The following is a 24,283-nucleotide window of genomic DNA, read 5'->3' as shown; positions in this document are numbered from 1 at the left end:
GGATGTTTGCGACGATACGCCGCCCGCTCTGCGGCGGATCACGAAATGATCCAGACTTCGACCTGAACCGTATTAGGGTCGATGCATGAGCAGATTTCCATCCTTCGGCCGATTCGGACGCCCGTGATCCCGGCGGGCGACGATTTCGACCGCCTGATCGAGGCGGTGGCGATGCGACGCGATCGGGACGCCTTTGCGCGCCTGTTCGACCATTTCGCCCCGCGGCTGAAGGCCTATCTGATGAAGGCGGGGGCGACGGCCGGCGCGGCCGAGGACTTCGCCCAGGACGCCATGCTGACCGTCTGGCGCAAGGCCGAGCTGTTCGACCGCACCAAGGCCCATGCCGCGACCTGGATCTTCACCATCGCCCGCAACCGGCGGCTGGACGTGCTGCGTCAGGACGCGCGGCGTCTGCCCCTGCCCGAGATCGACCTGGCGCAGGACGAGCCGGAACAGCCCGACACGGTCGTTCTGGCCGCCGAGAACGCCGCCCGGCTGAAGGCCGCCATGGCGCGGCTGTCGCCCGATCAGATCGAGGTGCTGCGGCTGGCCTTCTTTCAGGACAACGCCCATTCCGAAATCGCCCGGCGGCTGGAACTGCCCCTGGGCACGGTGAAGTCGCGTATTCGCAAGGCCATGATCAAGCTGAGAACCCTGCTGGACGACGAACAGGGAGGGGCGGCGTGACCGGCGTGCACAATCCCTCCGAAGAGCGGCTGTTGGCCTATGCGGCCGGGACCCTGAGCCCGCCCGAGGCGGTGGTGGTCGCCGCCCATCTGGCGATGCGGCCCCAGAACGACGCCTGGGTCAGGACGCTTCAGGCCGTAGGCGGCCGTCTGCTGGACGATCTGGAGCCTCAGGCCCTGGCCGAGGACGCCCTGGCGCGGGTGATGGCGCGGGCCGAGACAGACGCCGGAGAGGTTCTGGCCTCCACCCCGCTGAACGACATGGCCGGCCTGCCCGAGCCGTTGCGCCGCTACGCCCTGGGGCCGTGGCGCTGGCTGGGACCGGGCATGCGCGCGCGCGACGTCCATGCGCCGCGCGACGGCGATTGCCGCGTCATCCTGCTGGAGATCGGGCCGGGGCGAGAGACGCCCAAACACACCCATGGCGGGATCGAGCTGACCTGCGTCATCCACGGCGCCTACGCCACCGAGACGGCGCTGTTCGAGCCGGGCGATTTCGAAGAGGCGGACGGCGAGGTGCTGCACCAGCCGCGCGTGGTCTCGCCCGATCCCTGCCTGTGCGTCGTGGCCCTGGACGGCCAGATCCAGCTGGACGGCTGGCTGGGCAAGCTGATCCAGCCCTTCATCAAACTGTAGGCCCACAAGGAAAGACGCCCGGTCCGCAGGGACCGGGCGTCTTGGTTTTCAGGCCGGGAGAGGGCGATCAGCCGCGACGATTGTCCCAGTCGCGGCGCTCATAGCGGACCTGGGCCGCCAGACGATCCAGGCGGCGGTCCAGATCGGCGCGCTCCCAACCGCTGAGGCCGCCCCGGCGGTAGCCGACTTCCAGACGCTGGACGCTGTTGAGTTCGGCGCGCAGACGGCCGGCTTCGCGACGGCTCAGCTGGCCGGTGCGCAGGCCCTGGTCGATGCGGCGGTCGAGTTGGTCGATGCGGACGTTGACCGAGGGGCCGTAGCCGTAGCCGGCGGGCTGGGCGTGATGCGGACGACCATGAGGGCCGTAGGATTGGCCATAAGATTGGGCGGCGGCGGGCAGGGCGGCCGAGGCCGCGGCGGCCAGGACCAGGGCGGGGATGAGGGCTTTCTTGTTCAGCATCGGATCAATCCTTGCGTTGGGGACGCTCCGAGGGGGAGCGCCGATGAAGCCAAGAGACCACGCCCCGCCTGAGCCCGATCTGAACGGCGCGTTTCAGGCGCCGTTCATCTGTTCGCCCCCGTTGTTCGCCCCCGTCAAACGAGCGAACGGGGCGCACTCCGCCGTCTTTGGCGCGGGCCGTCTTTGGTGTAAGGGCGGTTGACGGGGATTTTCATCAGTCTGGCCCCTTTCCGACACCCTTGTTCAGCGGCTGTTCAGAGCCGTCCGCCTAGAACCGCCCCATGACCCGCACCCGCGCCCTCCTCATCGCCGCCGTCCTGGCCCTGGTCCCTGCGACCCTGGTTCCCGCGACCCAGGTCTCGGCCCAGTCGCGCGAGGCGTCGCGGGATCAGGATCGCGAGGCCGCCCAGGACCGTCGGGGTCCGCCCCCGCGCGACAGCCGGGCCATGGACGCGCCTCGCGCCGACCTGGGGGCCGTGGTGCGCCGGGTGGGCGCAGGTCGCGAGGGCCGGATGCTGGGCGTCAGCCCGCGCGGCGACACAGTGGTGGTGCGCTGGGAATATCCCGGCGGCCGGGTGGCGGATATCCGCGTGGACGCCCGCTCGGGCCGCGTGATGGGAGAAGACTGAAGATGCGTGTCCTGCTGGTCGAAGACGACGCCGATCTGTCGCGGCAGCTGAAGGGCGCCCTGGCCGACGCCGGCTATGCGGTGGATCACGCCGCCGACGGCGAGGAGGCCTGGTTCCTGGGCGACACCGAACCCTATGACGTCATCGTTCTGGACCTGGGCCTGCCCAAGATCGACGGGGTGTCGGTGCTGGAGCGCTGGCGGCGCGAAGGCAAGGCCACGCCGGTCCTGATCCTGACGGCGCGCGGCGCCTGGTCGGACAAGGTGTCGGGCTTCGACGCCGGGGCCGACGACTATCTGACCAAACCCTTCCATACCGAAGAGCTGCTGGCGCGGCTGCGGGCCCTGCTGCGCCGCTCGGCCGGCATCGCCTCGGCCACCCTGTCGTGCGGCGGCCTGCGGCTGGACCCGCGCGCGGCCCGCGCCAACGTCAACGGCGAACCCCTGCGCCTGACCTCGCTGGAGTACCGGCTGCTGCACTATATGATGATGCATCAGGGCCGGGTGATCAGCCGCACCGAACTGGTCGAACATCTGTACGACCAGGACTTCGACCGGGATTCAAACACGATCGAGGTCTTCATCGGCCGACTGCGCAAGAAGATCGGCTCGGACCGGATCGAGACGGTGCGGGGCCTGGGCTATCGGCTGGCGCCCCTGGCCGGCGAGTCCGAGGCGGCGTGACCCTGAGTCGATGAACCGAGACGGGGGGACGAGGCGCGCCGGCTGGGGCCGATGGTTCGGCCGGCCGGGGCGGTCGCTGACGCGGCGGCTGATCTGGCTGGCCTCGGGCTGGATCCTGCTGGCCCTGGTCGCCACGGGCCTGGTCCTGACCAATCAGTTCAAGGAATCGGCTCTGCGCCGCCTGGGCAACGTCCTGGCCGAGACGACCGACGAACTGGTGGTGCGGACCGTCACCGCCAGCGGAACGGTGATGACGCCCCAGATCATGGACGCCCCGACCTTGCGGGTCTTTTCCGGCAAATACTGGATGACGGCCGAGCCGACCCTGGCGGGGGGCCTGCGCATCCTGACCCGGTCGGACTCCCTGTATGGCGAAGACCTGGTCGCGCCGCCGGACCTGCCGGCGCGGCTGGACGACGCCTATGGCCAGACCATCACCTATAACGCCGTCGGTCCGGCGGGCGAGCCGCTTCGGATCGCCGCCAGTATGAAGTCCCTGCCGGGGCGGGCCGCGCCGGTGGTCTTCTTCGTCGGAATCGACCGCTCCAATGTCGAGGCGGATGCGCGCCAGTTCGCCACCGTGACCTGGGTCGCCCTGTTGCTGCTGGGCTTCGGCCTGGTCTCGGCGGTCTTCATCCAGGTCCAGGTGGGTCTGCGGCCCCTCTATGATCTGAGGAATGAGATCGCGGCGGTCCGCAAGGGCCAGGCGGCCCGGATCGAACGCGCCTATCCGCTGGAGATCCAGCCCCTGGCCGAACAGGTCAACAATCTGCTGGACCACAATCAGGAGGTCGTGGACCGCCAGCGCACCCATGTCGGCAATCTGGCCCATGCGCTGAAGACGCCCATCTCCGTCATGCTGGCCGAGGCCGGGACGGCGCAAGGGGCCCTGCCGGAACTGGTGCGTCGCCAGACCCAGATCATGCAGGGCCAGGTCGATCACCACCTGCGTCGCGCCCGCGCCGCCGCCCGCGCCGCCCACGGCCTGGGCGAGACCACGCCCGTGCCTGAGGTGTTGGACGAGCTGGCGGTGATGATCGAACAGGTGTTCCGCGACAAGGCGGTCGAGATCGACTGGCGCGCACCCGACGATCTGGCCTTCCTGGGCGAACGCCAGGACCTGCAGGAAGTCCTGGGCAATCTGATCGAGAATGCGGCCAAGTTCTCGCGGCGGCGGGTGCGGGTCTCGGCCGGGGGCAACGGCCTGGGCCAGATGATCGTCGTCGTCGAGGACGACGGGGCGGGCCTTCCGGCCGATCAGCGCGAGGCGGTGATGAAGCGCGGCGCCCGGCTGGACGAAAGCGCGCCAGGATCGGGCCTGGGTCTGTCGATCGTGGAGGATCTGACCCGCGCCTACGGCGGGCGGCTGACGCTCAGCGACAGCGACATGGGCGGGCTGAAGGCGGTGCTGGAGCTTCCCGCCGCCCACGGAGCCTGAGGCGGCGGGCGGGGCGGGAGCCATAGGCGGCCGGGCACGTTGAACGGCTCCGCCTCTTCAGGAGCCCGCATGGCTGTCGCCCGCCTTCGTCACGCCGCCGCCGCCCTGGGCCGAACCGTGCGTGATCGGATTCCGGTCGCGCGCCGGACGCCGCCGCTTCATGTCCTGGTCGAGCAGGCGGCGCGGGTCGGCTATGGGGCGCGGGGCTTCGTCTATCTGTCGGCCGGCGCCCTGACCCTGCTGGCGGCCCTGGACCGGATCGGCGACGCGGTCGGCACGGGCGGGGCGGCGGGCTGGCTGGCGGAACAGCCCTTCGGTCGGGTCTGGCTGGTGGCCCTCGGCCTGGGATTGTGGGCCTTCGTCGGCTGGCGCGTCCTGCAGGCCGTCTTCGACGCGGACCATGCGGGGCGCGATCTGAAGGGCTGGGCGACGCGGGCGGGCCAGGCGGCCAGCGGCCTGTTCTACGGCCTTCTGGCGGCGGGGGTGTTCGAATATCTGGACGAGGCGGGCGGCGCGACCAGTCAGGCGGCGGATCAGGCCGAAAGCATCGCCGAGAACCAGGAGAAGGCGGCCATGGTTCTGGGCCTGCCGTTCGGCGACCTGCTGCTGACGGCGGCGGGGCTGGTGGTGCTGGGCGTTGGGATCGGCAACATCGTCCGGGCCTTCCGCGACGACTTCGACGCCGCCCTGGCCTGCCCCGACAGCCTGCGTCGCCCGGTCTCGATCCTGGCGCGGATCGGCTATGGGGCGCGGGGCTTCGCCTATCTGCCGCTGGGGGTCTTCGTCGTCCTGGCTGGTCTGCACACCCGATCGGGCGAGGTCACCAATACGGCCGCCGCCCTGGAGACGCTGGAAAGCCAGCCCGGCGGGTCGTGGGTCCTGGGTCTGACGGCGGCGGGGCTGATGGCCTTCGGCGCCTTCGCCTTCGTCGAGGCCCGCTGGCGGCGGATCCGTCCGCCGCGCGACCTGAAGCTGGGGTGAGTGAAGCGCGCTGGTGCGGGTGAGCAAGCAGTGCGCGTGGTCTGCGGCGGCCGAGCCGCGCCGCTCACCTCCGGCTCACTGGCGCCCGCGCTGCGGCCCTCCCATATGATCCGAAACCAAGGCTGTTTCAGAAGGCGCCCATGTCCCAAACCGCTTCCAAGACCCTGAAGATCGACTTCGTTTCCGACGTGGTCTGCCCCTGGTGCGTGGTGGGGCTGGGCGGCCTGGAGGCGGCGCTGGACCGGCTGAAGGACGAAGGCGTTCAGGCCGACATCACCTTTCACCCGTTCGAGCTGAATCCGCAGATGGCGCCGGAGGGCGAGAACATCGTCGAACACATCGGCCGCAAATACGGGGCGAGCCCGGAACAGTCGGCCGCCAACCGCGCCATGATCCGCGAGCGGGCGGGAGAGGTCGGCTTCGACATGCGGATGACCGATGAGAGCCGGATCTGGAACACCTTCGACGCCCACCGCCTGCTGTACTGGGCCCACGAGACCGCGCCTGAAAAGCAGAAGGCGCTGAAACAGGCCCTGTTCACCGCCCATTTCACCGAAAACCGCAACCTGACCGACGCCGGGGTTCTGACGGCCGCCGCCGAGGCCGCAGGGCTCGACCGGGCCGAGGCGGGCGAGGTCCTGGCCTCGGGCCGCTACGCCCAGGCGGTGCGCGCCGAGGAGGATCTGTGGCGGTCGCGGGGGATCAACTCGGTCCCGGCCGTGGTGGTCGAGAACAAATATATGATCAGCGGCGGCCAGCCGGCGGAGGTGTTCGAACAGGCCCTGCGCCAGATCGCGGGCGAAGCCTGACCTCTTTTATCGCGCCAGTCGGCCCTTGGCTTCGGCGGCGGTCAAGACCACTTCGTCGTCCGGTGCGGCGATCTCCTCGCCGCAATGGTCCAGCACCTTCAATATGTGCCGGATCAAGTTCAGCCGGGCGGTCTTCTTGTCGTCGGTGGCGATGACGGTCCAGGGGGCGTAGGCGCGGTCGGTCTCGTCCAGCATCCGGTCGCGGGCGGCGGAATAGGCGTCGAACCGGGCCTCGGCCTCGGCGTCCAGGGACGACAGTTTGAACTGTTTCAGCGGATCGACCCGGCGCTCCTTCAGCCGCTGAGCCTGCTCCTTGCGCGAAATGTCCAGCCAGATCTTGATCAGAATGATCCCGTCCTCGGTCAGCATCCGTTCGAACCGGGGGGCGTCGGTCAGGAACTGGGCGTATTGTTCGGGGGTGCAATAGCCCATGACCGGCTCGACCCCGGCGCGATTGTACCAGGAGCGGTTGAAGATGACGGTCTCGCCCGCCGCCGGCAGATGCGGGACATAGCGCTGGAAATACCACTGGGTGGTTTCGCGATCGCTGGGCTTGGGCAGGGCGACCACACGGGTCTGGCGCGGCGACATATGTTCGGTCAGCCGTTTGATGGCGCCGTCCTTGCCCGCCGTGTCGCGCCCTTCCAGCACGATCACCACGCGCAGCCCATGTTCGATCGTCCAGGCCTGGGTCTTCACAATGGCGAGCTGGAGCCGTTCCAGCTCGGCGTCATAGGCGTCGGTCTTCTTTCCCATGGCGCCATGGTGAAGGGTCCGGCGCGTCGGGACAAGCGGAGCTTTAATGAGGGTGTCGCTGATTACGGCTGTATACTTAGGGCGACAACTGTCGGCTAGGCGGTAAGCGGCCAATTTTCTATTAAATTCCAGCGATTTAACTTGAAAATAAGGAGCAATACCGACCTATTCTATACTGTTTATACACCCAGGGCGCTCATTGTCGGCGGATCAGTCAAACGGGTTCGCAGATGTTGATCGGCAATTTCTCAGTGGTGAACAGGGACCCCCTCGGGAAGGGGCGTCGGTTCTCCCTGGGACAGGGCGAATACGGGGTGTCGGACGAGTCGGATCTGGCCCTGACCACGGTCCTAGGCTCGTGCGTGGCCGCCTGCATCCATGATCCGGTCGCCGGCGTGGGCGGGATGAACCATTTCGTGCTGGCCCGCCGCAACCGCGGCGCCAGCGGCGATCCGGCCCGCTACGGCGACCATCTGATGCCGCTTTTGATCGAGGGGCTGTTGCAGGCCGGGGCGAAGCTGAACCGGCTGGAGGCCCAGGTGTTCGGCGGGGCCAGCCCCGGCAATTTCGTCAACTCCATCGGTCAGGACAATCTCGCCTTCGCCTGCGGCTTTCTGGAAGAACTGGGCGTGCCCGTCGGCGTGGGTGAACAGAGCGGCCCGGCGGGATGCCGGATCGTGTTCTGGCCCGCCAGCGGCCATGTGACGCACAAGCCCCTGACGCGCGTCAAAGAGACCAAGGTGCGGCGCATTATCCTGCCGCTTGTGAAACCGCTGAACCTGACGCCGGCCGCCGCCTGAGACTCCCTCGGCGTTGAACGCGCGCGCCCCGCTCGCGTTTGCCAGCGGGGCCGTTGGCGGTCCATGCTGGGGCCTCATGAAGCGCGACTTCGCCGATTTCTGGAATCTGATGTGGGAGGTCGGGCTGTTGGCCTGCGCCGCCTTCGCCCTGCTGAACGCCTATGCGCCGCCGCAGGATCTGCCCTGGAAACCGCTGGACTTGAACCAGCCGGTCGGGCGGGCGACGGCGGCCAAGGTGGCGGACTTCGACCTTTCCCCCACCGCTGCGCCTGAAGAGGTTCAGGGCGCGACCGAGGCCTGTATGCAGGTGCTGCGCGAGGCGGGGGTCGAGGTCGAACGGGCCGCCGATCGCGACGACGGCGGCTTCTGCGTCGTGCGCGGCGCCGTTCGGATCACCGGGGGCGCGGTGACGCCCCTGGCCCCGGCCGATGTGGTGATGCAGTGCCCCCTGGCCGTGCGCTACGTAATCTGGGACCGTCAGGTGCTGCAGCCCGCCGCCCGCGACATCCTGGGCTCGGCCCCGGCCCGGGTCGAAAACTATGGGACCTATTCCTGCCGCCGCATCTACGGCTCTCAGGACGTCAGCGAACGGCCCAGCGAACACGCCCGCGCCAACGCCCTGGACGTCGCGGGCGTGACCCTGGCGGACGGGCGCACCGTGACCGTGCTGGACGACTGGCGCGGCGAGGGGCGGGCGGGAGCGGCGGGGTCGCGCTTCCTGCACGCCCTAAGTGACGGCGCCTGCGGCCTGTTCGCCACGGTCCTGACGCCCGACTATAACGCCGCCCACGAGAACCATCTGCACCTCGACGCCGCCGACCGGGGCGTCTGCCGTTAAGCGCGATAGGCGAAAAGGCCCGCCGCTTTGCTGTTGACCGTCTGGAAAAGCCGGGTGACAACAGAGGCGCAGTCCGGATTTTGCGTGGGGTCCACACCCGCGTCTCGCTCCTTCGCCTGAACGAGCTGTCCAGATGGATTGTCGGGTCCTCCCGAGGGAGATCCGCCTGGAAAAGCGCGTTTACGGAGACGCAGACATGGCGACCGGTACGGTCAAGTGGTTCAACCCCACCAAGGGCTATGGTTTCATCCAGCCCGACAGCGGCGGCTCTGACGTGTTCGTTCACGTCACCGCCGTTCAGAAGGCCGGCCTTCAGGGCCTCGATGAAAACGCCAAGGTCGAATACGAGCTGGAAAATCAGCGCGGCAAGACCTCGGCCATCGACCTGAAGCTGCTTTAAGTCGAAGAATGGAAACGGGCGCGGAGATGATCTCCGCGCCCGTTTTTCCTGTTGACTGCGGCCTTCGCCGCGAAGCTTGTTTGACGCGGCGTCCGCCGCAGGGCCTGGCTTCAGGCCGGCGCCTCGATGCGCGTGCGCAGGGCGACCTCCAGTCCCGGCTTCTGATCGCGATAGTCGATCTGACCGCCAAGCTGGGCCACCAGACTGCCGATCATCATCGAACCGAAGCCCTTGCCGGCCTTGTGGCCGCCCTTGCCGTCGTCGGACACCACCAGACGCAGGCTGTCGTCCGCCTCGGTCAGGCCGATGCGCAGCGGACCCGGCGCCCCGTCATAGGCGTATTTCTGAGCATTGATGATCAGTTCGGTCAGGATCAGGCCGATGGTCACCGCCCGGTCGGCCCCGACGCAGACCGGCGCCAGATCGGTCTCGATCGCCGAGACCCATTCCGGCCCCATGCTGGAGCCCAGATCCTCGACCAGTTCGCCGATGTAGCGCGACAGGTCGATGGCGGCGTCATGATCCCCGCGATAGAGGCGGGTGTGGACGCTCGAGACGGCCCGCACGCGGCGGCGCGCCTCCTGCAAGGCGACCCCGGCCGGGCTGTCGCCCAGGTCGCGCGCCTGAAGCCCCAGAAAGCTGGACACCAGGGTCAGGCTGTTCTGGACCCGGTGATTGACCTCGCGCATCAGGAACTCCTGCTGCTCCAGCCGCAGGTCGCGCTCGGACAGGCGGGCCTGAAGCGACTGGTTCAGGCTGCGAAGCTGGGTGACGGAGGTGAAGTCCGACAGGGCGTCGCGCAGGCGGGCGGCGGATTCGACGGCGGCGGCGCCCCAGCGACGGGCGCGGCCCGACACGGTCTCGCGCCATTCGGCGAAGGAGGCGCGCGGCGTCAGGGCGCCGCCCCCGTCCGTCGATTTGACGGCGGTCGACGGATCGCCGGCCCAGCGCACCGTCTCCAGGATCTCGGCGCGGAACCACAGCAGGCTGAGCGGCTGCGGGCCCGGCAGTCGCACGGCCAGAAGGCCGCTGGCGTGGGTCCGCCAGGCCTCGGCCTGGGGCAGGAGGGTGGACAGGGCGTTGGTGGCGACCGGACGAAGCCCCGGCTGGGCCTCCAGCCAGTCCGCGATCTGACGCTGGGCCTCCGGCGGCGGGACATGGCCGAACGCCTCGATCCGGTCGCCCTGGACGATCGCCACGCCGTCCGCGCCGACCAGATCCTTCAGGGCGCCGGCCTGGTCGGCCAGGCCCGAGGCCAGGTCGCGGTCGCGCGACAGGCCGATGATCAGCTCGTCCTCCAGCCGACGCAGCCGAACCCGCTCGCGATACAGTTCGGCGTCCGCCTTGGTCTTCAGCTGGCGCGCCAGGGTGCGGGCCAGGGTGGTGCAGGCCACGCGCAGTTCATAGGACAGCAGCAGCGGCGTGCTGCTGTGGCAGGCCACCAGGCCCCACAGAACATCATCGACGATGATGGAGACCGAGGCCGAGGCCCGCACCCCCATATTGTGCAGATACTGGATGTGGATCGGCGACACGGACCGCAGGCCGCTGTCGCTCATGTCCAAGGGGGGCTCGCCCGGATGCAGCGGTCGCAGCGGCTGGGGCGTATAGCGGGTGTCGGGAATGACCCGCACCGGATTGCGCAGATAAAGGGCCCGCGCCTGGCGGGGAATGTCGGTCGCCGGGAAGTGGTGGTTCAGGAAGGAGGTCGCATCGCCCGCGCGCGATTCCGCCACCACCTGGCCCGCCTCGTCATCCAGGAAGCGATAGATCATGACCCGCTCGAAGCCGGTCAGACTTCGGAAGGCGTCGGCGGCGCGTTCGCAAACGCCCTGAACCGTGGCGCTGCGTTCGAGAGCCGCGCCGGCCGTATCGAGCCGGGTGATCAGTTCGACGCCCAGCCGGGCCTGTTGCGAGCTCTGCTCGACCTCGACCACCATTCGAAGGGCGGAGGCGGCCTCCGTGCCGGCCGCCTTTGCAGCGGGCGCATAATAGACGACGACGTCGTATTCCAGCCGGTTGGTCGCCCGCCAACGGCCGGCGAAGCCCGCCTCGCGGATGGCCGCCATGTCGCGCAGACGCCGCCCCACCACCTCGCCCAGCAGGTCGGCGATCGGCAGGCCGATCCAGCGGGTCTGGCCGGTCAGATCCTCGATCGCCCCGGCCCCCTGTTCCAGGGTCAGGGCGTCCAGGTTCAGCACCAGCAGCAGGCCGTGGCCCTGGATCGCCTGGGGGATGTGGATCGGCTCCCGGTCGCAGTCGTTCAGGGCGATCTGGGCGCGGACGTCGTAGTCCGTCATGATTTCGTCTTCCCGTTGCGGCGGGTTCGCCCCCAGCGGAAGGCCGCAAGTCCGACCTGCGAGGCAGACGGCAGGTCAGATAGGGAGAGATCCATATGGGTCGCACCGTAACACATTGGCGACGCTTGTCTATTTAAGCCTTCCGTGTACGGCGGCGTACAGTCTGGAGGGGCTGGACATGGAACGGCCCCAGTCGCATGGCGTTAGCCCCATTCCCTTCCACCGGTCAGACCCCATGAAATTGCGCGTTCGCGCCGAGCTCGTTTACAGCTTTGATCCGCCCACGGACGCCATCTACAAGATTCAGGTCGCCCACTGGCCCGGCCAGGAGATTCTGGAGGAGCGACTGACCTTCGATCCGCCGGTCCAGTTCCAGGAAGACGAGGATGTCGATTTCGGCGCCCGGACCCTGCGTTGCCACGTCCAAGGCGAGGTCGCCCTGGTCTATGAGGCGGTCGTGGACAATGGGGTGCTTAAGGGGCTGCCGCCCAGCGTGTCGCAGCATGACTGGGGCGATCTGCCGGCCGAGGTTCTGCCCTATCTCCAGCCCAGCCGCTATTGCCCCTCCGACCAGTTCGGGCGCTTCGTAACGCGCCAGTTCGGCGAGACGGCGGGCGGGGCCCGGGTTCTGGCCATTCTGAACTGGATCGCCGAGAACATCGACTATGAGCACGGGGTCTCGGACACCGAGACGACGGCGGCCCGCACCTTCATCGACCGGGCGGGGGTGTGCCGCGACTTCACCCACCTGGGCATGACCTTTTGCCGGGCCTCGGGCATTCCGGCCCGCGCCGTCAGCGCCTTCGCCCATCAGCTGACCCCGCCCGACTTTCACGCCATCTTCGAGGTCTGGCTGGACGGGGGCTGGTGGCTGGTCGATCCGACGGGCCTGGCCCCGGTCGAGGGGCTGGTGCGGATCGCCTGCGGCCGCGACGCCGCCGACATCGCCTTTCTGACCACCCAGGAGCGCTGCCGGATGGTGCGCCAGTCAGTGACGGTGGAGGCGGCTTAGGAGGCCATCAGCCTCTAGGGCTTGGCCGCCGCCCTCTGCTCGGCCTTATAGGCCTGAAGCCGGTCGATGACGTCCATCTGGCGCAGCACCTTGTTCTGCGGGTCGATCAGGACATGGGCGCCGGCCGGGACCGCGATCTCGCCCCGGCCGCCCGTCATGGCCACGGTCCGAACGCGGCCGTCGATCTCGACCTCGACCGGCATGGGGAAGACGCCGCCGTCGCCGGTGGTCCATTGCAGGCTCAGCCGGCCGTCACGCCGGGTCTGGGTCAGGACCGGCAGGGCGGCGTTGTACAGATAGCCGCGGAAGAACCAGCCATAGTCTTCGCCCGTCACCGCATTGACGATCTGCAGATAGTCCTGGGTCGAACGGTACAGGGGCGTAAAGGCGCCGGGGCGAGGATCGTCGGTCCCATAGACCAGCCGCGTCAGGGACCGATGGAAGGCGTCGTCGCCGATCAGCATCCGCAGCGAATGGGCGATCAGCGAACCCTTGGAATAGATGTCGCCGCCGGGACCCACGTCGCCCTTATAGACCTCGTCCTCAGTCTTGGGCGTGCCGGACACCACGGGGTATTTATTGACCAGCCCCTCGCGCTGATTGGCCAGTTCGCGCTGCATGTAGCGGTCGCCCAGCAGCCAGCGGGCGTACAGCGGCTGCATATAGCTGCCCAGTCCCTCATGCAGCCACATGTCGTCGGCGTTGGCGTTGGTCAGCTGGTTGCCGAACCATTCGTGGGCGAATTCGTGCTGCAACAGCCAGTCATAGCCCCGGCCGTCGATCTTGTAGCCGTTGCCGTAGGCGTTGATGGTCTGGTGCTCCATGCCCAGGTGCGGGGTCTCGACCACGCCCATCTTCTCGTCGCCGAAGGGGAAGGGGCCGACGTTGGCTTCGAAGAAGTCCAGCATCTGGGGGAATTCGGCGAACAGGGCCTGGACCTTCTCGGGCGCGTCCGACTTCAGATGCCAGTAGTGCAGCGGGATCGTATTGCCGAACCGGCTCTGATACTGGCCGCTGACCTCCTCATAGGGGCCGACGTTCAGGGCGATGGCGTAGGTGTTGGGGCTCTTGGCCGACCAGTTCCAGGTGGTCCAGCCGTCGCCGTGATCGACCTTGCCCAGGAAGCGGCCGTTGGACGGAGCCGACAGGTCGGACGGGACGGTGATGTGCAGATCGACCCGGCCGGGCTCGCCGTGCGGGCTGTCGATACAGGGCCAGAAGATGTCGCAGCCCTCGCCCTGGACGGCCGTGGCGATCCAGGGCTCGCCCGAGGGGGCGGTGGACCAGACGAAGCCGCCGTCCCAGGGCGCGCGCGGGGCGACGCGCGGCTGTCCGGCATAGGCGACCCGCAGGACGACCGACCCGCCCGCCGCCAGGGTCTGGGGCAGTTCGACCGTCAGCCGCCCCTCCGGGTTGGACCAGCGGTCGGCGGCCAGTTCGACCCCGTCGATCTGGACCGAAGAGATGGGCAGCAGCGTATCCAGATCGACCACCAGCCGCTCCAGCGGCGCCTTGGCGGTGAAGCCCAGAACGGCGACGGCGTCGATGGCCTTGTCCTGGGGGATGACCTTGATCGACAGATCGGCCGTGTCGAACCGCATCGCCTGCTGTTCGACGGTCAGGGGCTGGTCGGTCGCCAGGGTGTAGGGGGTCGATTCGCGCACCGGCGTCGCCGCCTGCGTCTCCTGCGCCTGGGCGATGGACGGCGCGACGGTCAAAGCTGACAGGCCCGAAACCGAAAGACCAAGGGCGGCGGCCGAGGCGGCCAGGGTGCGGGCGACAGTCATGCGGATTCCCCTCCAGTTGCCCGTCAGGCTTAATCCGGGCTTGGAAGGCGCGCAAAGAAAAAGGCCGGCGTCGCCGCCGGCCCTTTCCAGATCATGATGCGTCGCCCGACTTAGGCGGCGGCCTGTTCGGCCAGCTTGGCGCGGACCTGGCGCTTGATGCGCTGGGCGGCGATCGACAGCTGCTCGTCGCGGGCCTTGACGATGAAGGCGTCCAGGCCGCCCTTGTAGTCCAGGGTGCGCAGGGCGGCGTTGGAGATACGCAGCGAGAAGGTCTGACCCAGGGCGTCCGAGGTGACCTTGACCGTCTTCAGCGACGGCAGGAAGCGGCGCTTGGTCTTGATGTTCGAGTGGCTCACGCTGTGGCCGACCATCGGGCCGATACCGGTGAGTTCGCAACGACGCGACATCGTCAGATCCTTAAGGTGCGGCGTCCGGCCCGAAGCGTGGGAGCGGACGCATGAAACAGTTGCGCGCGGGAACCAGCCCGCGCGAGAGGGGGCCGTATAAGGGAAGAGGCGGTCGGGCGTCAAGCCGAGTCTTGAACGCTGAGGCCCGGCGCGCCGGCGGCGGCCGAAATCCAGCCCTGCGGCTGGACGGCGGGGAACAGCCTCGTTCAGCCGTCATTCAAATGACGCGCTCTATACGCCATATCATGAAGACTTCCGCTGAACAGAAGGCCGCCATGTCCCGTCCGTCTCTTAAACTGCTGGCCGCCCTGGCGCCCGTCGCCGCCGGCGCCCTGATGCTGGCCGCCCCGGCCATGGCGCCCGCCCAGACTCCGGCCCAGACTCCAGCCCAGTCGGAAGTGCTGCCGGGTTATTGGGAATACACCACCAGCGCCCTGGGCCAGAACGAGACCCATCAGAAATGCGTCCGTCCCAGCGAGATCAACCGCTTCTTCGGCGGCCTGTCGACCAACCGCTGGCGCTGCACCTATCCGACTCGCGTGGTCGGCAACGGCCGCGCCCGGTTCGAGGGGACGTGCCAGGACAAGAAGGGGCGGCGGATTCAGGTCCGGCTGAACGGAACCTATGAGGACACCAGCTTCAGCTTCCGCGGCGGGGCCCAGCTGCTGCGCGGCACCCCCTATATTCCGGCCAGCATCACCGCTCGGCGCATCAGCGCCCAGTGCCCGGCCAACGCCGAATATTTCTGACGCTCAGACCGGCTCGGCCCGCGCCACCACATAGGTGTGGGTCTGGTCGCCGGTCGACAGGCTGAGATATTCGCCGGTCTGGATCACTTCGTCGGCCAGACGGAAGCCGTGGGCGTCGTCCGCCTCGCCGGGTTCGAAGTCCAGGAACCAGCGGTCCGGCGCCGCATGGCGCAGCCGTCCGAAGGCCAGGGTGGCCCCGTGCGAGAAGCGGCGCACCCGGCATTTCTCGGGCGCCTCGCGCCAGACGGCGGCGTCCAGCCGGCGCTCGGCCGTCAGGGGCGCCAGTATGTCATAGCCCATGTCATGGTCGCCGTCGGGGTGCTGGGGTTCGCGCGCCAGCTCCAGGCGGATGTGGTGAAACCCAAGCGGGGTGGCGTCGGTCATGGTCGGCTCCTTGTCGCCGGCCATCTGAGCGGATGAGGCCGCGCCCCGCCTTGACGTCGGTCAAAACAAAAAGGCCCCGGATCGCTCCGGGGCCTTTTCATTGTTCCGATGCGGACGCTTAGAGCATGATCGTTTCGGACGGAACCGCTTCGCGGTTCCGACAGAAGCGTGAATCATGCTCTCGCTTTAATCTGGAGCCTGATTCACGGCTTCAGCGGAATCGCGAAGCGATTCCACTTCAACCGATCAGGCTCTAGGCGGCTTCGGCGGTCGGGACCGGCTTTTTGGCGCTGAGCGACTTGGCCAGCAGCTCGACGGCGGCGTCCTTGTCGATCTTGTTGGCGGCGGCGACTTCGCGGGCCATCCGGTCCAGGGCCGATTCATAGAGCTGGCGCTCGGAATAGGACTGTTCCGGCTGGGTGTCGGCGCGGTGCAGGTCGCGGACGACCTCGGCGATGGAGATCAGGTCGCCCGAGTTGATCTTGGCCTCATATTCCTGGGCGCGGCGCGACCACATGGTGCGCTTGATGCGGGCGCGGCCCTTCAGGGTGGTCAGGGCCTTGGTCACGACGTCGTCGGCGGCCAGCGAACGCAGACCGGCGGTGGCCGCCTTCTTGGTCGGGACGCGCAGGGTCATCTTCTCGTGGTCGAAGGTCACGACATAGACTTCCAGCGACATGCCCGCGACTTCCTGAGTCTCGATGGCCGCCACCTTGCCGACGCCGTGCGCCGGATAGACGACCGCGTCGCCAACCTTGAACTCCAGACCAGTCTTGCTCGTCATATTCGTCCTTTCCCGGTCAGGGCCGGGCGAAGCGAAGGCGCATCAAACGCAATGCAGTCTCGCCGCCGGAAGCTTCCGTCGGTCGATGAAATGCGGACGTCAGATGCGGAAACGGATCACCAAACCTCTGGCCGATCCCGTCTATGGGCGGGATTCTGTCGCAAACACGGGCGGCGCGAAGGTTTCGCGGACCGCCCGATCCAATGAAACAGAACCTATCACAAATTTGCGGAATTTCAAAACGTCCACACAGCCGACGCGGAATGTCGCGAAGGTTTGAACGCGCGGCCCTGCGTCGGCCGCCCCGGCTCAGGAGCCCTTGCCCGGCTTGGGGCTGAAGTATTTCTCGAACTTGCCGGTCTCGCGCTCATACTGTTCGCGGTCGGCGGGGGGCGTGCCCTTGACGGTGATGTTGGGCCAGACCTTGGCGTATTCGGCGTTGACCTGAAGCCATTTGCCGTCCGGCTCGTCCTCGGTGTCGGGCACGATGGCGTCGACGGGGCATTCCGGCTCGCAGACGCCGCAGTCGATGCATTCGTCCGGGGCGATGACCAGGAAGTTCTCGCCCTCGTAGAAGCAGTCCACGGGACAGACCTCGACGCAGTCCATGAACTTACATTTCACACAGGCGTCGGTGACGATGTAGGTCATTGGGCGGCGAAGAGATCACGATTGCGAGCGGGAGGTCTGCGACATGGCGACCGCGCAACCAACTGTCAACAGCAGGGCTTAATCTGAGAGGCGTTCGCGGCCCTAGCCCGACCGCTTGACAAAGGTCGGGCTTAACCGCAACTGTGTAGATTACATATCAACCCCTACCGGAACATGTCCATGCGCGCTCCCCTGATGAAATACGCCTTCGCCAAATACGCCGTGGCCGGCGCCCTGGCCCTCAGCCTCGCCGCCGGTGGGGCGGTGGTGGCCCAGGCCGCCCTGACCCAGAACCCGGCCGAGGTCCGCGCCGGCGACTATGCGCTGGAGTCGAGCCACGGCAAGATCACCTGGTCGGTCAGCCACTTCGGCCTGTCGACCTATACGGGTCAGTTCGTGAACGTGAAGGCCGAGTTGAAGCTGGACCCGGCCAACCCCTCCGCCTCGACCCTGACCGCCACCGTCCCGCTGACCGACGTGGCGCCCAATGACGACCGGCTGAAGGCCCATCTTCAAACGGCCGACTTCTTCGACACCGCCAACCATCCGACGGCGACCTTCGTCTCGCGCTCGGTGACGGTCGATCCGTCCGATCCGAACGAGGCGACGGTGGTCGGCGACCTGACCCTGCGCGGCGTGACCAAGCCGGTGACGATCGAGGTCGAGTTCAATGCGGCCGGAACCGTCATGGGCGCCTATAAGGCCGGCTTCGACGGAGAGGCGACCATCAAACGCTCGGACTTCGGCATCAACTACGCCCTGCCGGCCGTCTCCGACGAGGTGAAGCTGCACATCGAAGGCGAGTTCGTGATCAAGTCGTAAGGCGGTTGTAAAGGGCGCGGGCCTCTTCGGCGGGCCCGCGCCGCTCGCCCAGGGCCTCGATCCTCAGGGTCGTGACCTCGCCGTTCTGGACGAAGGTCAGGAGGTCGCCGGGGTGGACGCAGCGGCTGGGCTTGTCCAGCCGTGTCTCGCGCCCCTGATGGGTCAGCCGCACGGCGCCCCGCTCGACAAGGGCGGCGGCCAGGCCTCGCGTCTTCACGAAGCGCGCCCGCCACAGCCAGACGTCGATGCGACAGGCGTCGGTCGTCATCCCTTTCGTCATCCTCCGGCAAGCCGCTTGCGGCGCAGACCGGGGGACCCAGCGGCGCCGAAGGCGATGTGTCCGCCGCATAATGTCCACAGCGCCTTGTCCGCGACAGGTTCGCGCTCGCGCGCGCCGCTGGGTCCCCCGGTCTCCGCTTCGCTTCGCCGGAGGATGACGAAAGGACAGGGCCTCAAGAGGCGGCCTTTCGGCGCGGACGCCGCCGCTTGGGTCTGGCCGTCCGCGCCTCGGTCAGGGCGGCCAGGGCGGCGAAGGGCGAATCCTTGACGATCTTAGGCGCGGCGCCCGGCTTGTCGGGCAGGCGCGCGCGTTCGGTTTTCAGGGCGGCGATGAGCTGTTTCGCCTGATCGGCGCTCCACCCCAGATCGGTCAGGGCCTCGTCCGACAGTCGGCCGTGATTGGCGGCGCGCAGCTCCGCCATCTTCTCCAGAGCCTCCACCGGCGCCAGCCACCGACCGGCGTGGCGCAGACCCGAGGCCGACAACAGACGCGGGGAAGGGGGCTCGACCGGGGCGGGGATCAGTTCGGGGCTGGCGGGGATCAGCGGGGCCGTGACGAAGGCCTGGGCGAAATGGCGGGCGCGGGGCTTTTGCAGGCCCGGCAGCCAGACCGAATGGACGCCGACGCGGATGGCGAAGCTTTTCAGGGTGCGGCGCTCCACCTGGCTCAGCGCCGCCAGATCCCGATCCACGTCGCGCCGGTCGATCAGCCCGCCGGCCTCGATCAGGCGGAAGGCGAGGCCGCGCGGCAGGCCCTTCAGCGCGCCGGATTCGACCGCCTGTTTCAGCCGCCGCAGATCGCGCAGCGCCCGACCCGCCTCGGACGCCAGCCAGGCCTCGATCCGTCGACGGGCGCGCTCTCGGGCCGGCGTCGCCCCCAGGTCGCCCAACAGGCGCACCGACGGCGAAAAGGGATCGGCCCCGGTCGGCGTCGCCTGAATCTGGGCGGTCAACATCCCGCGCCACAGCACCGCACCGTCGGGCGTGACGGCGAAACCCTCGTCCGTCTCGGACGCCAACTGCCCCAGACGGCGATTGATCTCCGGCGTCACGGCCCGCACCGCCGCCTGGCGCAGGGTGCGGTCCTCAAGGGCCGAGGCGCCCTTTTCCATCTGGAAGCGGACGCCCTCGAGCTGACCCACCACCTGGCTCTCCACCGTGACCTCGCCGTCCTCGGCGACGCCCGCAAACGCATCCTCCCGGACGTTCAGCGCCCGCATCAGGGCCGTGGTGCGTCGATCGACGAAGCGGGCCGTCAGCCGTTCGTGCAGCACGTCCGACAAACGGTCCTCCAGGGCGCGGGTCCTGTCGCGCCAGCCCTGGGCGTCATGGACCCAGTCGGGGCGGTTGGCGATATAGGACAGGGTCCGCACCGCCGAGAGCCGGGCGGACAGCTGGTCGATCTGGCCGTCGTCGCGGTCCACGAAGGCGAAGCGCGGCGCCATCCAGTCGTCGGTCAACCGCCCCCGCTTGCCGGTCAGGGCCTGGAACACGTCCTTGGCCAGGCGGGCGTGTTCATCCAGCGTGGTCTTCTGAAAGTCCGGCAGCTGGCAGGCTTCCCACAGCCGCATCACCGCCCCGCGCGAGCGGCCGATACGGGCGACCTCCTCATCCTTGATCAGGCGGCGCAGCAGGGTCTCGTCCAGGGCCTCGGCCGTCAGGCTGAGCCCCGCGCGGCCCGGCGTCACCGTCAGGGACCGCAGAAGGTCGGGCAGGGTGTCGAAGTCCAGCCGGGCGTTGCGCCATTCGGCCGCCTCGATCGGATCGAACCGATGCTCGACCACCTGTTCGACCAGATCCACGTCCAGATCCTCGGCCTCGGCCGTGACGCCGAAGGTTCCGTCGCGCAGGTGGCGGCCGGCCCGCCCGGCGATCTGGCCGATCTCGTGCGCATGGAGCCAGCGGGTGCGGCGGCCGTCGAACTTTCTCAGGCCCGCAAAGGCGACATGGTCGACGTCCATGTTCAGCCCCATGCCTATGGCGTCGGTGGCGACCAGGAAGTCGACCTCGCCCGACTGGTAGAGGGCCACCTGGGCGTTGCGGGTGCGCGGGCTGAGCGAGCCCATGACCACGGCGGCGCCGCCCCTCTGACGCCGGATCAGTTCGGCGATCGCATAGACCCGCTCGGTCGAGAAGGCGACGATCGCGCTGCGTCGGGGCAGGCGGGTCAGCTTCTTGGAGCCGGCGTAGGACAGGGTGGACAGCCGATCCCGGGTCACGATCTCCACATCCGGGATCAGGCGACGGATCAGGGGCTCCATGGTCCCGGCGCCCAGGAACATTGTCTCGAACCGGCCGCGGGCGTGCAGCAGCCGCTGGGTGAAGACGTGGCCGCGTTCAGGGTCCGCGACCAGCTGGATTTCGTCGATGGCCAGAAACTCGACCGACCGCTCCAACGGCATGGCCTCGACCGTGCAGACGAAATAGAGGGGGCGGACCGGGACGATCTTCTCCTCGCCCGTGATCAGGGCGACGGCGGCGGCCCCGCGCTGTTTGACGATCCGCTCATAGATTTCGCGCGCCAGGAGCCGCAGGGGCAGGCCGATCATGCCTGAGGCGTGACCCAGCATCCGCTCGACCGCCAGATGGGTCTTGCCGGTATTGGTGGGCCCCAGGACCGCAGTGACGCGCGATGGGGGCAGGCCTGCGGACCGGTCGCTCATGACAGGACAAGGTGGCGACGATCGCGCCCGGGCTCAAGTGAGTCTTTTGAGCCCAGAGGCGGCGGGCGTCAGGCGTCGGCCACGCTGAGCCCCAGCCGCACCAGCATGGACAGGCTCTGGGCCTGCATCTCCTGCATCACCTTGGCGCGGAAGATCTCGACCGTGCGGGGGCTGATGTCCAGGGCCAGGGCGATCTCCTTGTTCGACTTGCCGTCGATCAGGGCGTCGAACACCTGGCGCTCGCGCGGCGTCAGGCTGGCCAGCCGGGCGGCGGTCTGTTCGCGCGCCTCGCTCTCGACGCCCTGGCGCGCCAAGGCCGACAGACAGCCGCGCACCGCCTCCAGGATGCGGTTGGGATCGAAGGGTTTTTCGATGAAGTCCACGACCCCGGCCTTCATCAGCTGGACGGCCAGGGGCACGTCGGCGTGGCCGGTGATGACGATCACAGGCCAGGCCTCGCCCTTCAGCGCCTTGAGCCGCTGGATCAGTTCGGAGCCTTCAATCTGGGGCATCCGCAGGTCGGTGATGACGCAGGCGGACTTGTCGTCCGGCAGCTGTTCCAGAAACTGCATCGCGCTGGCGAAACCCCGCGCGCGGATGCCCTCGCCCCGCAGGAGCATGAGCAAGGAATCGCGCATGGCTTGATCGTCGTCGATGACGAAGACGGAATGGTCGGTCATGCGGCTTCGAGCTCCGTGACAGGCGTGAGGCGAAAGGAGAAGGCGGCGCCGCCCAGGGCGCTGCGGCCTACGGCCAGGGCGGCGTCGTGGCTCTCTATGATGGAGCGGGTGACGGACAGGCCCAGGCCCATGCCGCCGGCCTTGGTGGTCATCATCGGTTGGAAGATCCGGTCCATCTGATCCTCGGCGATGCCGGGGCCGTTGTCCTCGATCCGGATCTCATAGCCCTCATCGGCCAGGCTGCGGCCCGTGAGCGATACGACCGCACCGGGATGGTCGCCGACGGCGTCGACGGCGTTGCGCACCAGATTGGTGATGGCCTGCTGAAACTGGATTCGGTCGGCCAAGACCCGATCCCCGGTCGTATCGACGTCGATGCGGACGGCGATACCGGTTTCCTGCCGGATCAAATCGAAGAGGGGGCGCAGGTCGTCCACCATGGAGGAGACCCGCTCTTCCGTCAGCTGGGACGCCCCGGTCGCGATCAGTTCGCGCATGCGCCGGATGATGTCCCCCGCGCGCAGAAGCTGGGTCTTGGCCAGGTCGAGGGCGCGGCCCGCGCTGTCGCCGATCGGTCCAGCGCGCGCGATGTCGGTTTGGCACGCATGGAGATAGACGGTGGCGGCCGTCAGGGGCTGGTTCAGCTCATGCGCCAGGATAGCCGCCATCTCACCCATGGAATTGAGCCGCCAACTCTTGCTGAGCTGGTCCATCAGGTCGCGCATGCGATCGTTGACGGCCAGGCTCGGACGCTGGTCCGCCAGGGACAGGACCACCCGCTCGGAGGCCATGCTGTGCGCCAGCAGCCCGCCGTGGATGATCACCGGCACGATCTCGCCGTTGGGACGTCTCACCAGCCAATAGCCGGAGGGCGGGGCGGCCAGGGGGGCGTCCTTGACGAAACTCGCCAGGATGTCCTCGCCGAAGTCCGGCGCGAACAGGCTGAAAGGGCGTTCGTGAGCATCCTCGGGCGCCACGCCCAGCAGATCGGCCGCCGGGCCGGTGATGCGGCGAATACGCCCCTCGTCGTCCAGCGTCACCACGGGCACCGAGGTCAGTATGCTGTGCAACAGGGCGGTCCGGCTGGTCAGCCGATGACCGACTTCGGCCAACAGCAGGGATACGGCGATGAAGAGGCCGGCGCCGACCGCCGCATCGAAGAGGTCGCTTCGCCCCTTCATCGCCAGATCGGCGGCGATGGAGACGCCGATGACGAAGAGGGTCGCGGTGCGGCTGCCGACCAGGGCGGTCGCCATGACGGCTCCGAACAGCGGCAGGTAGTGCACGTGATCGACGTCGCGAAGAGCCACGCTCGTCGTAACCGCCAGCGGGACGCAGACGCAAGCGAGCAGAACGGCGTTCTTCGGAGATGCGTTCGCGGATTTTCCGATGACCCGCTTCAACAACTCAGTAAAGGCGTCCGCTCGCGCCCCTGTCATGTTGGATCTCGCCGTTGCGAAATCATCTGGACTTCACCGTCGCCGCTTTTCTGACCAATTTACTACAACGACAATGGCGTGGCTGGGAAGCGATATCGTCGTCTTTTCACACGCCTCGCGACTATCGAGCGCACTTCGTCCGATGCGATTCAGGAGATCCGCCGCGTTCGCTGCGCCGGATGGCGCCGCCCCTCAGCCCGCGCCAACCTTCGCTACGCATTCCTACCTAAGCCGCAGTTCAGAAATCGTATTAATCATCCTTCCATCCTTGGTCGGACAGATGCGGGTTCATCGCAGAGGGGCGGCTGACGCGCCGCAAAGGGCCGTTTCGGCCGTGGCGGCGCGCTCAGATCGACGAAGACCGTAGGAGTTTGGGTTGCGTTTTATTGAGAACATGTCCGTCGGACGGAAGCTCGCCGTGGCTTTCGGCGTGGTCCTGGCCGCCATCGCCGTCATGGGCGTGGTGGTGGTGACGAACCTTCTGGCCTTGCAGCGCGCCGACCACGCTCGCAACCTAGAAGGTGAGATCAATCAAGTGCTCGCCGTCGCCGAGTTCCGCCTGTCAAAGCAGGAAAACTCCTATCGCGGCTATCTGCTGTCGCAGGACCCCTATTACGCCGAACGGCTGGATCTGCACCGCGCCAAGTTCAAGGAAGCGCTGGAGGAGGTGCGGGCAAAACTGCCCGCCGATCGCGCCGCGCCCGTCGACGAGGCCATCAAGGCCGCTGACGGCTGGTACGCCAACATCGTCCAGGTCGGTAAGGCGATGGTCGCCGAGGGGCGGATCGCCGAGGCCAGCCGGATGGTCGGTCAAACCGGCGTCGCCGACCAGTTCATCGCTCCAGTTGAAGAAGCGATCGACGTCCTGAGGGCTGAGAACGAGGCCGCCCGCGAGGCGACCCGCAAGGCTCAGGCCGAGGCGGCCCAGGCCGCCCTCATGGCCGTGATCGTGGGCATGGTCTGCGCCCTGCTGATGGCCCTGGCTGCAGGTCTGGTCGCCACCCGTTCGATCGTGCGGCCGACCTTCACCATGATCGGCTATATGCAGAAGCTGATGGCGGGCGACACCGCCATCCAGGTCCAGGGCGCCGACCGCAAGGATGAGTTCGGCAAGATGGCTCAGGCCATCGTCGCCTTCCGCGACGCCGCCATTGAGAAGGCGCGTCTGGCGGCGGAGGCGCTTTCGCAACGCTCGATGAGCGAGCAGGAG

The 24,283-nt window shown here is 68.0% G+C and carries 26 protein-coding genes; 14 read left to right on the top strand and 12 right to left on the bottom strand.

Annotation, left to right across the window (positions count from 1 at the left end; translation table 11 throughout):
• The first annotated feature begins 123 nt into the window (after window positions 1–123).
• Complete coding sequence (locus tag AC1RKE_RS15360; protein ID WP_348683582.1) at window positions 124–687, top strand: sigma-70 family RNA polymerase sigma factor; 564 nt, start codon at window positions 124–126, stop codon at window positions 685–687.
• On the top strand, window positions 684–1,322 hold the full coding sequence (chrR, locus tag AC1RKE_RS15355; RefSeq protein ID WP_348683583.1) for a cadmium/peroxide/UV radiation responsive anti-sigma factor ChrR: 639 nt from the start codon (window positions 684–686) through the stop codon (window positions 1,320–1,322). The genes AC1RKE_RS15360 and chrR overlap by 4 nt, the downstream gene beginning before the upstream one ends.
• A 67-nt stretch (window positions 1,323–1,389) precedes the next feature.
• Here the strand turns inward: chrR and AC1RKE_RS15350 are convergent, their stop codons facing one another.
• On the bottom strand, window positions 1,390–1,782 hold the full coding sequence (locus tag AC1RKE_RS15350) for a hypothetical protein (RefSeq protein ID WP_348683585.1): 393 nt from the start codon (window positions 1,780–1,782) through the stop codon (window positions 1,390–1,392).
• Between the two features lie 281 nt (window positions 1,783–2,063).
• On the opposite strand from AC1RKE_RS15350, the gene AC1RKE_RS15345 reads away from it, so the two are divergent.
• The 5 genes from AC1RKE_RS15345 to AC1RKE_RS15325 all read left to right on the top strand — a co-directional run bounded on the left by AC1RKE_RS15345 (window position 2,064) and on the right by AC1RKE_RS15325 (window position 6,322).
• Window positions 2,064–2,411 (top strand): hypothetical protein, encoded by a 348-nt coding sequence (locus tag AC1RKE_RS15345; RefSeq protein ID WP_054764738.1) that lies wholly within the window; start codon window positions 2,064–2,066, stop codon window positions 2,409–2,411.
• Window positions 2,412–2,413: 2 nt separating this feature from the next.
• Complete coding sequence (locus tag AC1RKE_RS15340; RefSeq protein ID WP_054764739.1) at window positions 2,414–3,094, top strand: response regulator transcription factor; 681 nt, start codon at window positions 2,414–2,416, stop codon at window positions 3,092–3,094.
• A gap of 10 nt (window positions 3,095–3,104) precedes the next feature.
• Window positions 3,105–4,532, top strand: coding sequence for a sensor histidine kinase (locus AC1RKE_RS15335; RefSeq protein WP_191555143.1), 1,428 nt, complete (start codon window positions 3,105–3,107; stop codon window positions 4,530–4,532).
• Between the two features lie 69 nt (window positions 4,533–4,601).
• Entirely contained in the window at window positions 4,602–5,513 is a 912-nt protein-coding gene (locus AC1RKE_RS15330) for a DUF1206 domain-containing protein (protein ID WP_348684572.1), read from the top strand.
• Between the two features lie 140 nt (window positions 5,514–5,653).
• Window positions 5,654–6,322 carry a DsbA family oxidoreductase gene (locus AC1RKE_RS15325; protein WP_182714558.1) on the top strand — a complete coding sequence of 223 codons (669 nt, stop codon included), beginning with the start codon at window positions 5,654–5,656 and terminating at the stop codon, window positions 6,320–6,322.
• Window positions 6,323–6,328: 6 nt separating this feature from the next.
• Here the strand turns inward: AC1RKE_RS15325 and ppk2 are convergent, their stop codons facing one another.
• The gene (gene ppk2 / locus AC1RKE_RS15320) at window positions 6,329–7,078 is read right to left on the bottom strand and encodes a polyphosphate kinase 2 (protein ID WP_287105704.1); all 750 of its coding nucleotides are present in this window, start codon (window positions 7,076–7,078) and stop codon (window positions 6,329–6,331) included.
• Between the two features lie 230 nt (window positions 7,079–7,308).
• On the opposite strand from ppk2, the gene AC1RKE_RS15315 reads away from it, so the two are divergent.
• From AC1RKE_RS15315 to AC1RKE_RS15305, 3 genes are all read left to right on the top strand, one after another.
• Entirely contained in the window at window positions 7,309–7,878 is a 570-nt protein-coding gene (locus AC1RKE_RS15315) for a chemotaxis protein CheD (RefSeq protein WP_152949515.1), read from the top strand.
• Window positions 7,879–7,954: 76 nt separating this feature from the next.
• Window positions 7,955–8,716 (top strand): extensin-like domain-containing protein, encoded by a 762-nt coding sequence (locus AC1RKE_RS15310; RefSeq protein WP_348684573.1) that lies wholly within the window; start codon window positions 7,955–7,957, stop codon window positions 8,714–8,716.
• A gap of 196 nt (window positions 8,717–8,912) precedes the next feature.
• Complete coding sequence (locus AC1RKE_RS15305; protein WP_008264090.1) at window positions 8,913–9,116, top strand: cold-shock protein; 204 nt, start codon at window positions 8,913–8,915, stop codon at window positions 9,114–9,116.
• A 110-nt stretch (window positions 9,117–9,226) separates the two neighbouring features.
• On the opposite strand, the gene AC1RKE_RS15300 is transcribed toward AC1RKE_RS15305, so the two are convergent.
• Window positions 9,227–11,416, bottom strand: a complete 2,190-nt coding sequence (locus AC1RKE_RS15300; protein ID WP_395942176.1) for a histidine kinase dimerization/phosphoacceptor domain -containing protein — start codon at window positions 11,414–11,416, stop codon at window positions 9,227–9,229.
• A gap of 235 nt (window positions 11,417–11,651) precedes the next feature.
• Here AC1RKE_RS15300 and AC1RKE_RS15295 point away from each other — a divergent pair, with 235 nt between their 5' ends.
• Window positions 11,652–12,428: a transglutaminase-like domain-containing protein gene (locus AC1RKE_RS15295; protein ID WP_191555148.1), complete on the top strand. Its 777-nt coding sequence runs from the start codon at window positions 11,652–11,654 to the stop codon at window positions 12,426–12,428.
• A 14-nt stretch (window positions 12,429–12,442) separates the two neighbouring features.
• On the opposite strand, the gene AC1RKE_RS15290 is transcribed toward AC1RKE_RS15295, so the two are convergent.
• Window positions 12,443–14,215, bottom strand: coding sequence for a M1 family metallopeptidase (locus tag AC1RKE_RS15290; RefSeq protein ID WP_228185136.1), 1,773 nt, complete (start codon window positions 14,213–14,215; stop codon window positions 12,443–12,445).
• Between the two features lie 110 nt (window positions 14,216–14,325).
• Window positions 14,326–14,622, bottom strand: coding sequence for a 50S ribosomal protein L28 (gene rpmB / locus AC1RKE_RS15285; protein WP_054764747.1), 297 nt, complete (start codon window positions 14,620–14,622; stop codon window positions 14,326–14,328).
• Window positions 14,623–14,897: 275 nt separating this feature from the next.
• Between rpmB and AC1RKE_RS15280 the strand changes: the two genes are divergently transcribed.
• Window positions 14,898–15,371 carry a DUF3617 domain-containing protein gene (locus tag AC1RKE_RS15280; protein WP_224761246.1) on the top strand — a complete coding sequence of 158 codons (474 nt, stop codon included), beginning with the start codon at window positions 14,898–14,900 and terminating at the stop codon, window positions 15,369–15,371.
• A 3-nt stretch (window positions 15,372–15,374) separates the two neighbouring features.
• On the opposite strand, the gene AC1RKE_RS15275 is transcribed toward AC1RKE_RS15280, so the two are convergent.
• The 3 genes from AC1RKE_RS15275 to fdxA all read right to left on the bottom strand — a co-directional run bounded on the left by AC1RKE_RS15275 (window position 15,375) and on the right by fdxA (window position 17,190).
• On the bottom strand, window positions 15,375–15,755 hold the full coding sequence (locus AC1RKE_RS15275) for a hypothetical protein (protein ID WP_233455881.1): 381 nt from the start codon (window positions 15,753–15,755) through the stop codon (window positions 15,375–15,377).
• Between the two features lie 253 nt (window positions 15,756–16,008).
• On the bottom strand, window positions 16,009–16,539 hold the full coding sequence (locus tag AC1RKE_RS15270; protein ID WP_054764749.1) for a CarD family transcriptional regulator: 531 nt from the start codon (window positions 16,537–16,539) through the stop codon (window positions 16,009–16,011).
• Window positions 16,540–16,848: 309 nt separating this feature from the next.
• Entirely contained in the window at window positions 16,849–17,190 is a 342-nt protein-coding gene (gene fdxA / locus AC1RKE_RS15265) for a ferredoxin FdxA (protein ID WP_054764750.1), read from the bottom strand.
• Between the two features lie 180 nt (window positions 17,191–17,370).
• On the opposite strand from fdxA, the gene AC1RKE_RS15260 reads away from it, so the two are divergent.
• The gene (locus AC1RKE_RS15260) at window positions 17,371–18,012 is read left to right on the top strand and encodes a YceI family protein (RefSeq protein WP_224761248.1); all 642 of its coding nucleotides are present in this window, start codon (window positions 17,371–17,373) and stop codon (window positions 18,010–18,012) included.
• On the opposite strand, the gene AC1RKE_RS15255 is transcribed toward AC1RKE_RS15260, so the two are convergent.
• From AC1RKE_RS15255 to AC1RKE_RS15240, 4 genes are all read right to left on the bottom strand, one after another.
• Entirely contained in the window at window positions 18,002–18,280 is a 279-nt protein-coding gene (locus AC1RKE_RS15255) for an RNA-binding S4 domain-containing protein (RefSeq protein WP_348684455.1), read from the bottom strand. The two genes, AC1RKE_RS15260 and AC1RKE_RS15255, sit on opposite strands and share 11 nt — an antisense overlap.
• 184 nt (window positions 18,281–18,464) lie before the next feature.
• Window positions 18,465–20,954, bottom strand: coding sequence for a helicase-related protein (locus tag AC1RKE_RS15250; RefSeq protein ID WP_348684454.1), 2,490 nt, complete (start codon window positions 20,952–20,954; stop codon window positions 18,465–18,467).
• Window positions 20,955–21,022: 68 nt separating this feature from the next.
• The gene (fixJ, locus tag AC1RKE_RS15245; RefSeq protein WP_348684453.1) at window positions 21,023–21,634 is read right to left on the bottom strand and encodes a response regulator FixJ; all 612 of its coding nucleotides are present in this window, start codon (window positions 21,632–21,634) and stop codon (window positions 21,023–21,025) included.
• Window positions 21,631–22,944, bottom strand: a complete 1,314-nt coding sequence (locus AC1RKE_RS15240) for a sensor histidine kinase (protein ID WP_227976046.1) — start codon at window positions 22,942–22,944, stop codon at window positions 21,631–21,633. The genes fixJ and AC1RKE_RS15240 overlap by 4 nt, the downstream gene beginning before the upstream one ends.
• A 505-nt stretch (window positions 22,945–23,449) precedes the next feature.
• Here AC1RKE_RS15240 and AC1RKE_RS15235 point away from each other — a divergent pair.
• The coding region (locus tag AC1RKE_RS15235) for a CHASE3 domain-containing protein (protein ID WP_492897397.1) at window positions 23,450–24,283 on the top strand (834 nt) is incomplete at its 3' end.

Source organism: Brevundimonas sp. GW822-FHT03E11, assembly GCF_058801445.1.
This window is presented reverse-complemented; position numbering and strand designations above follow the sequence as displayed.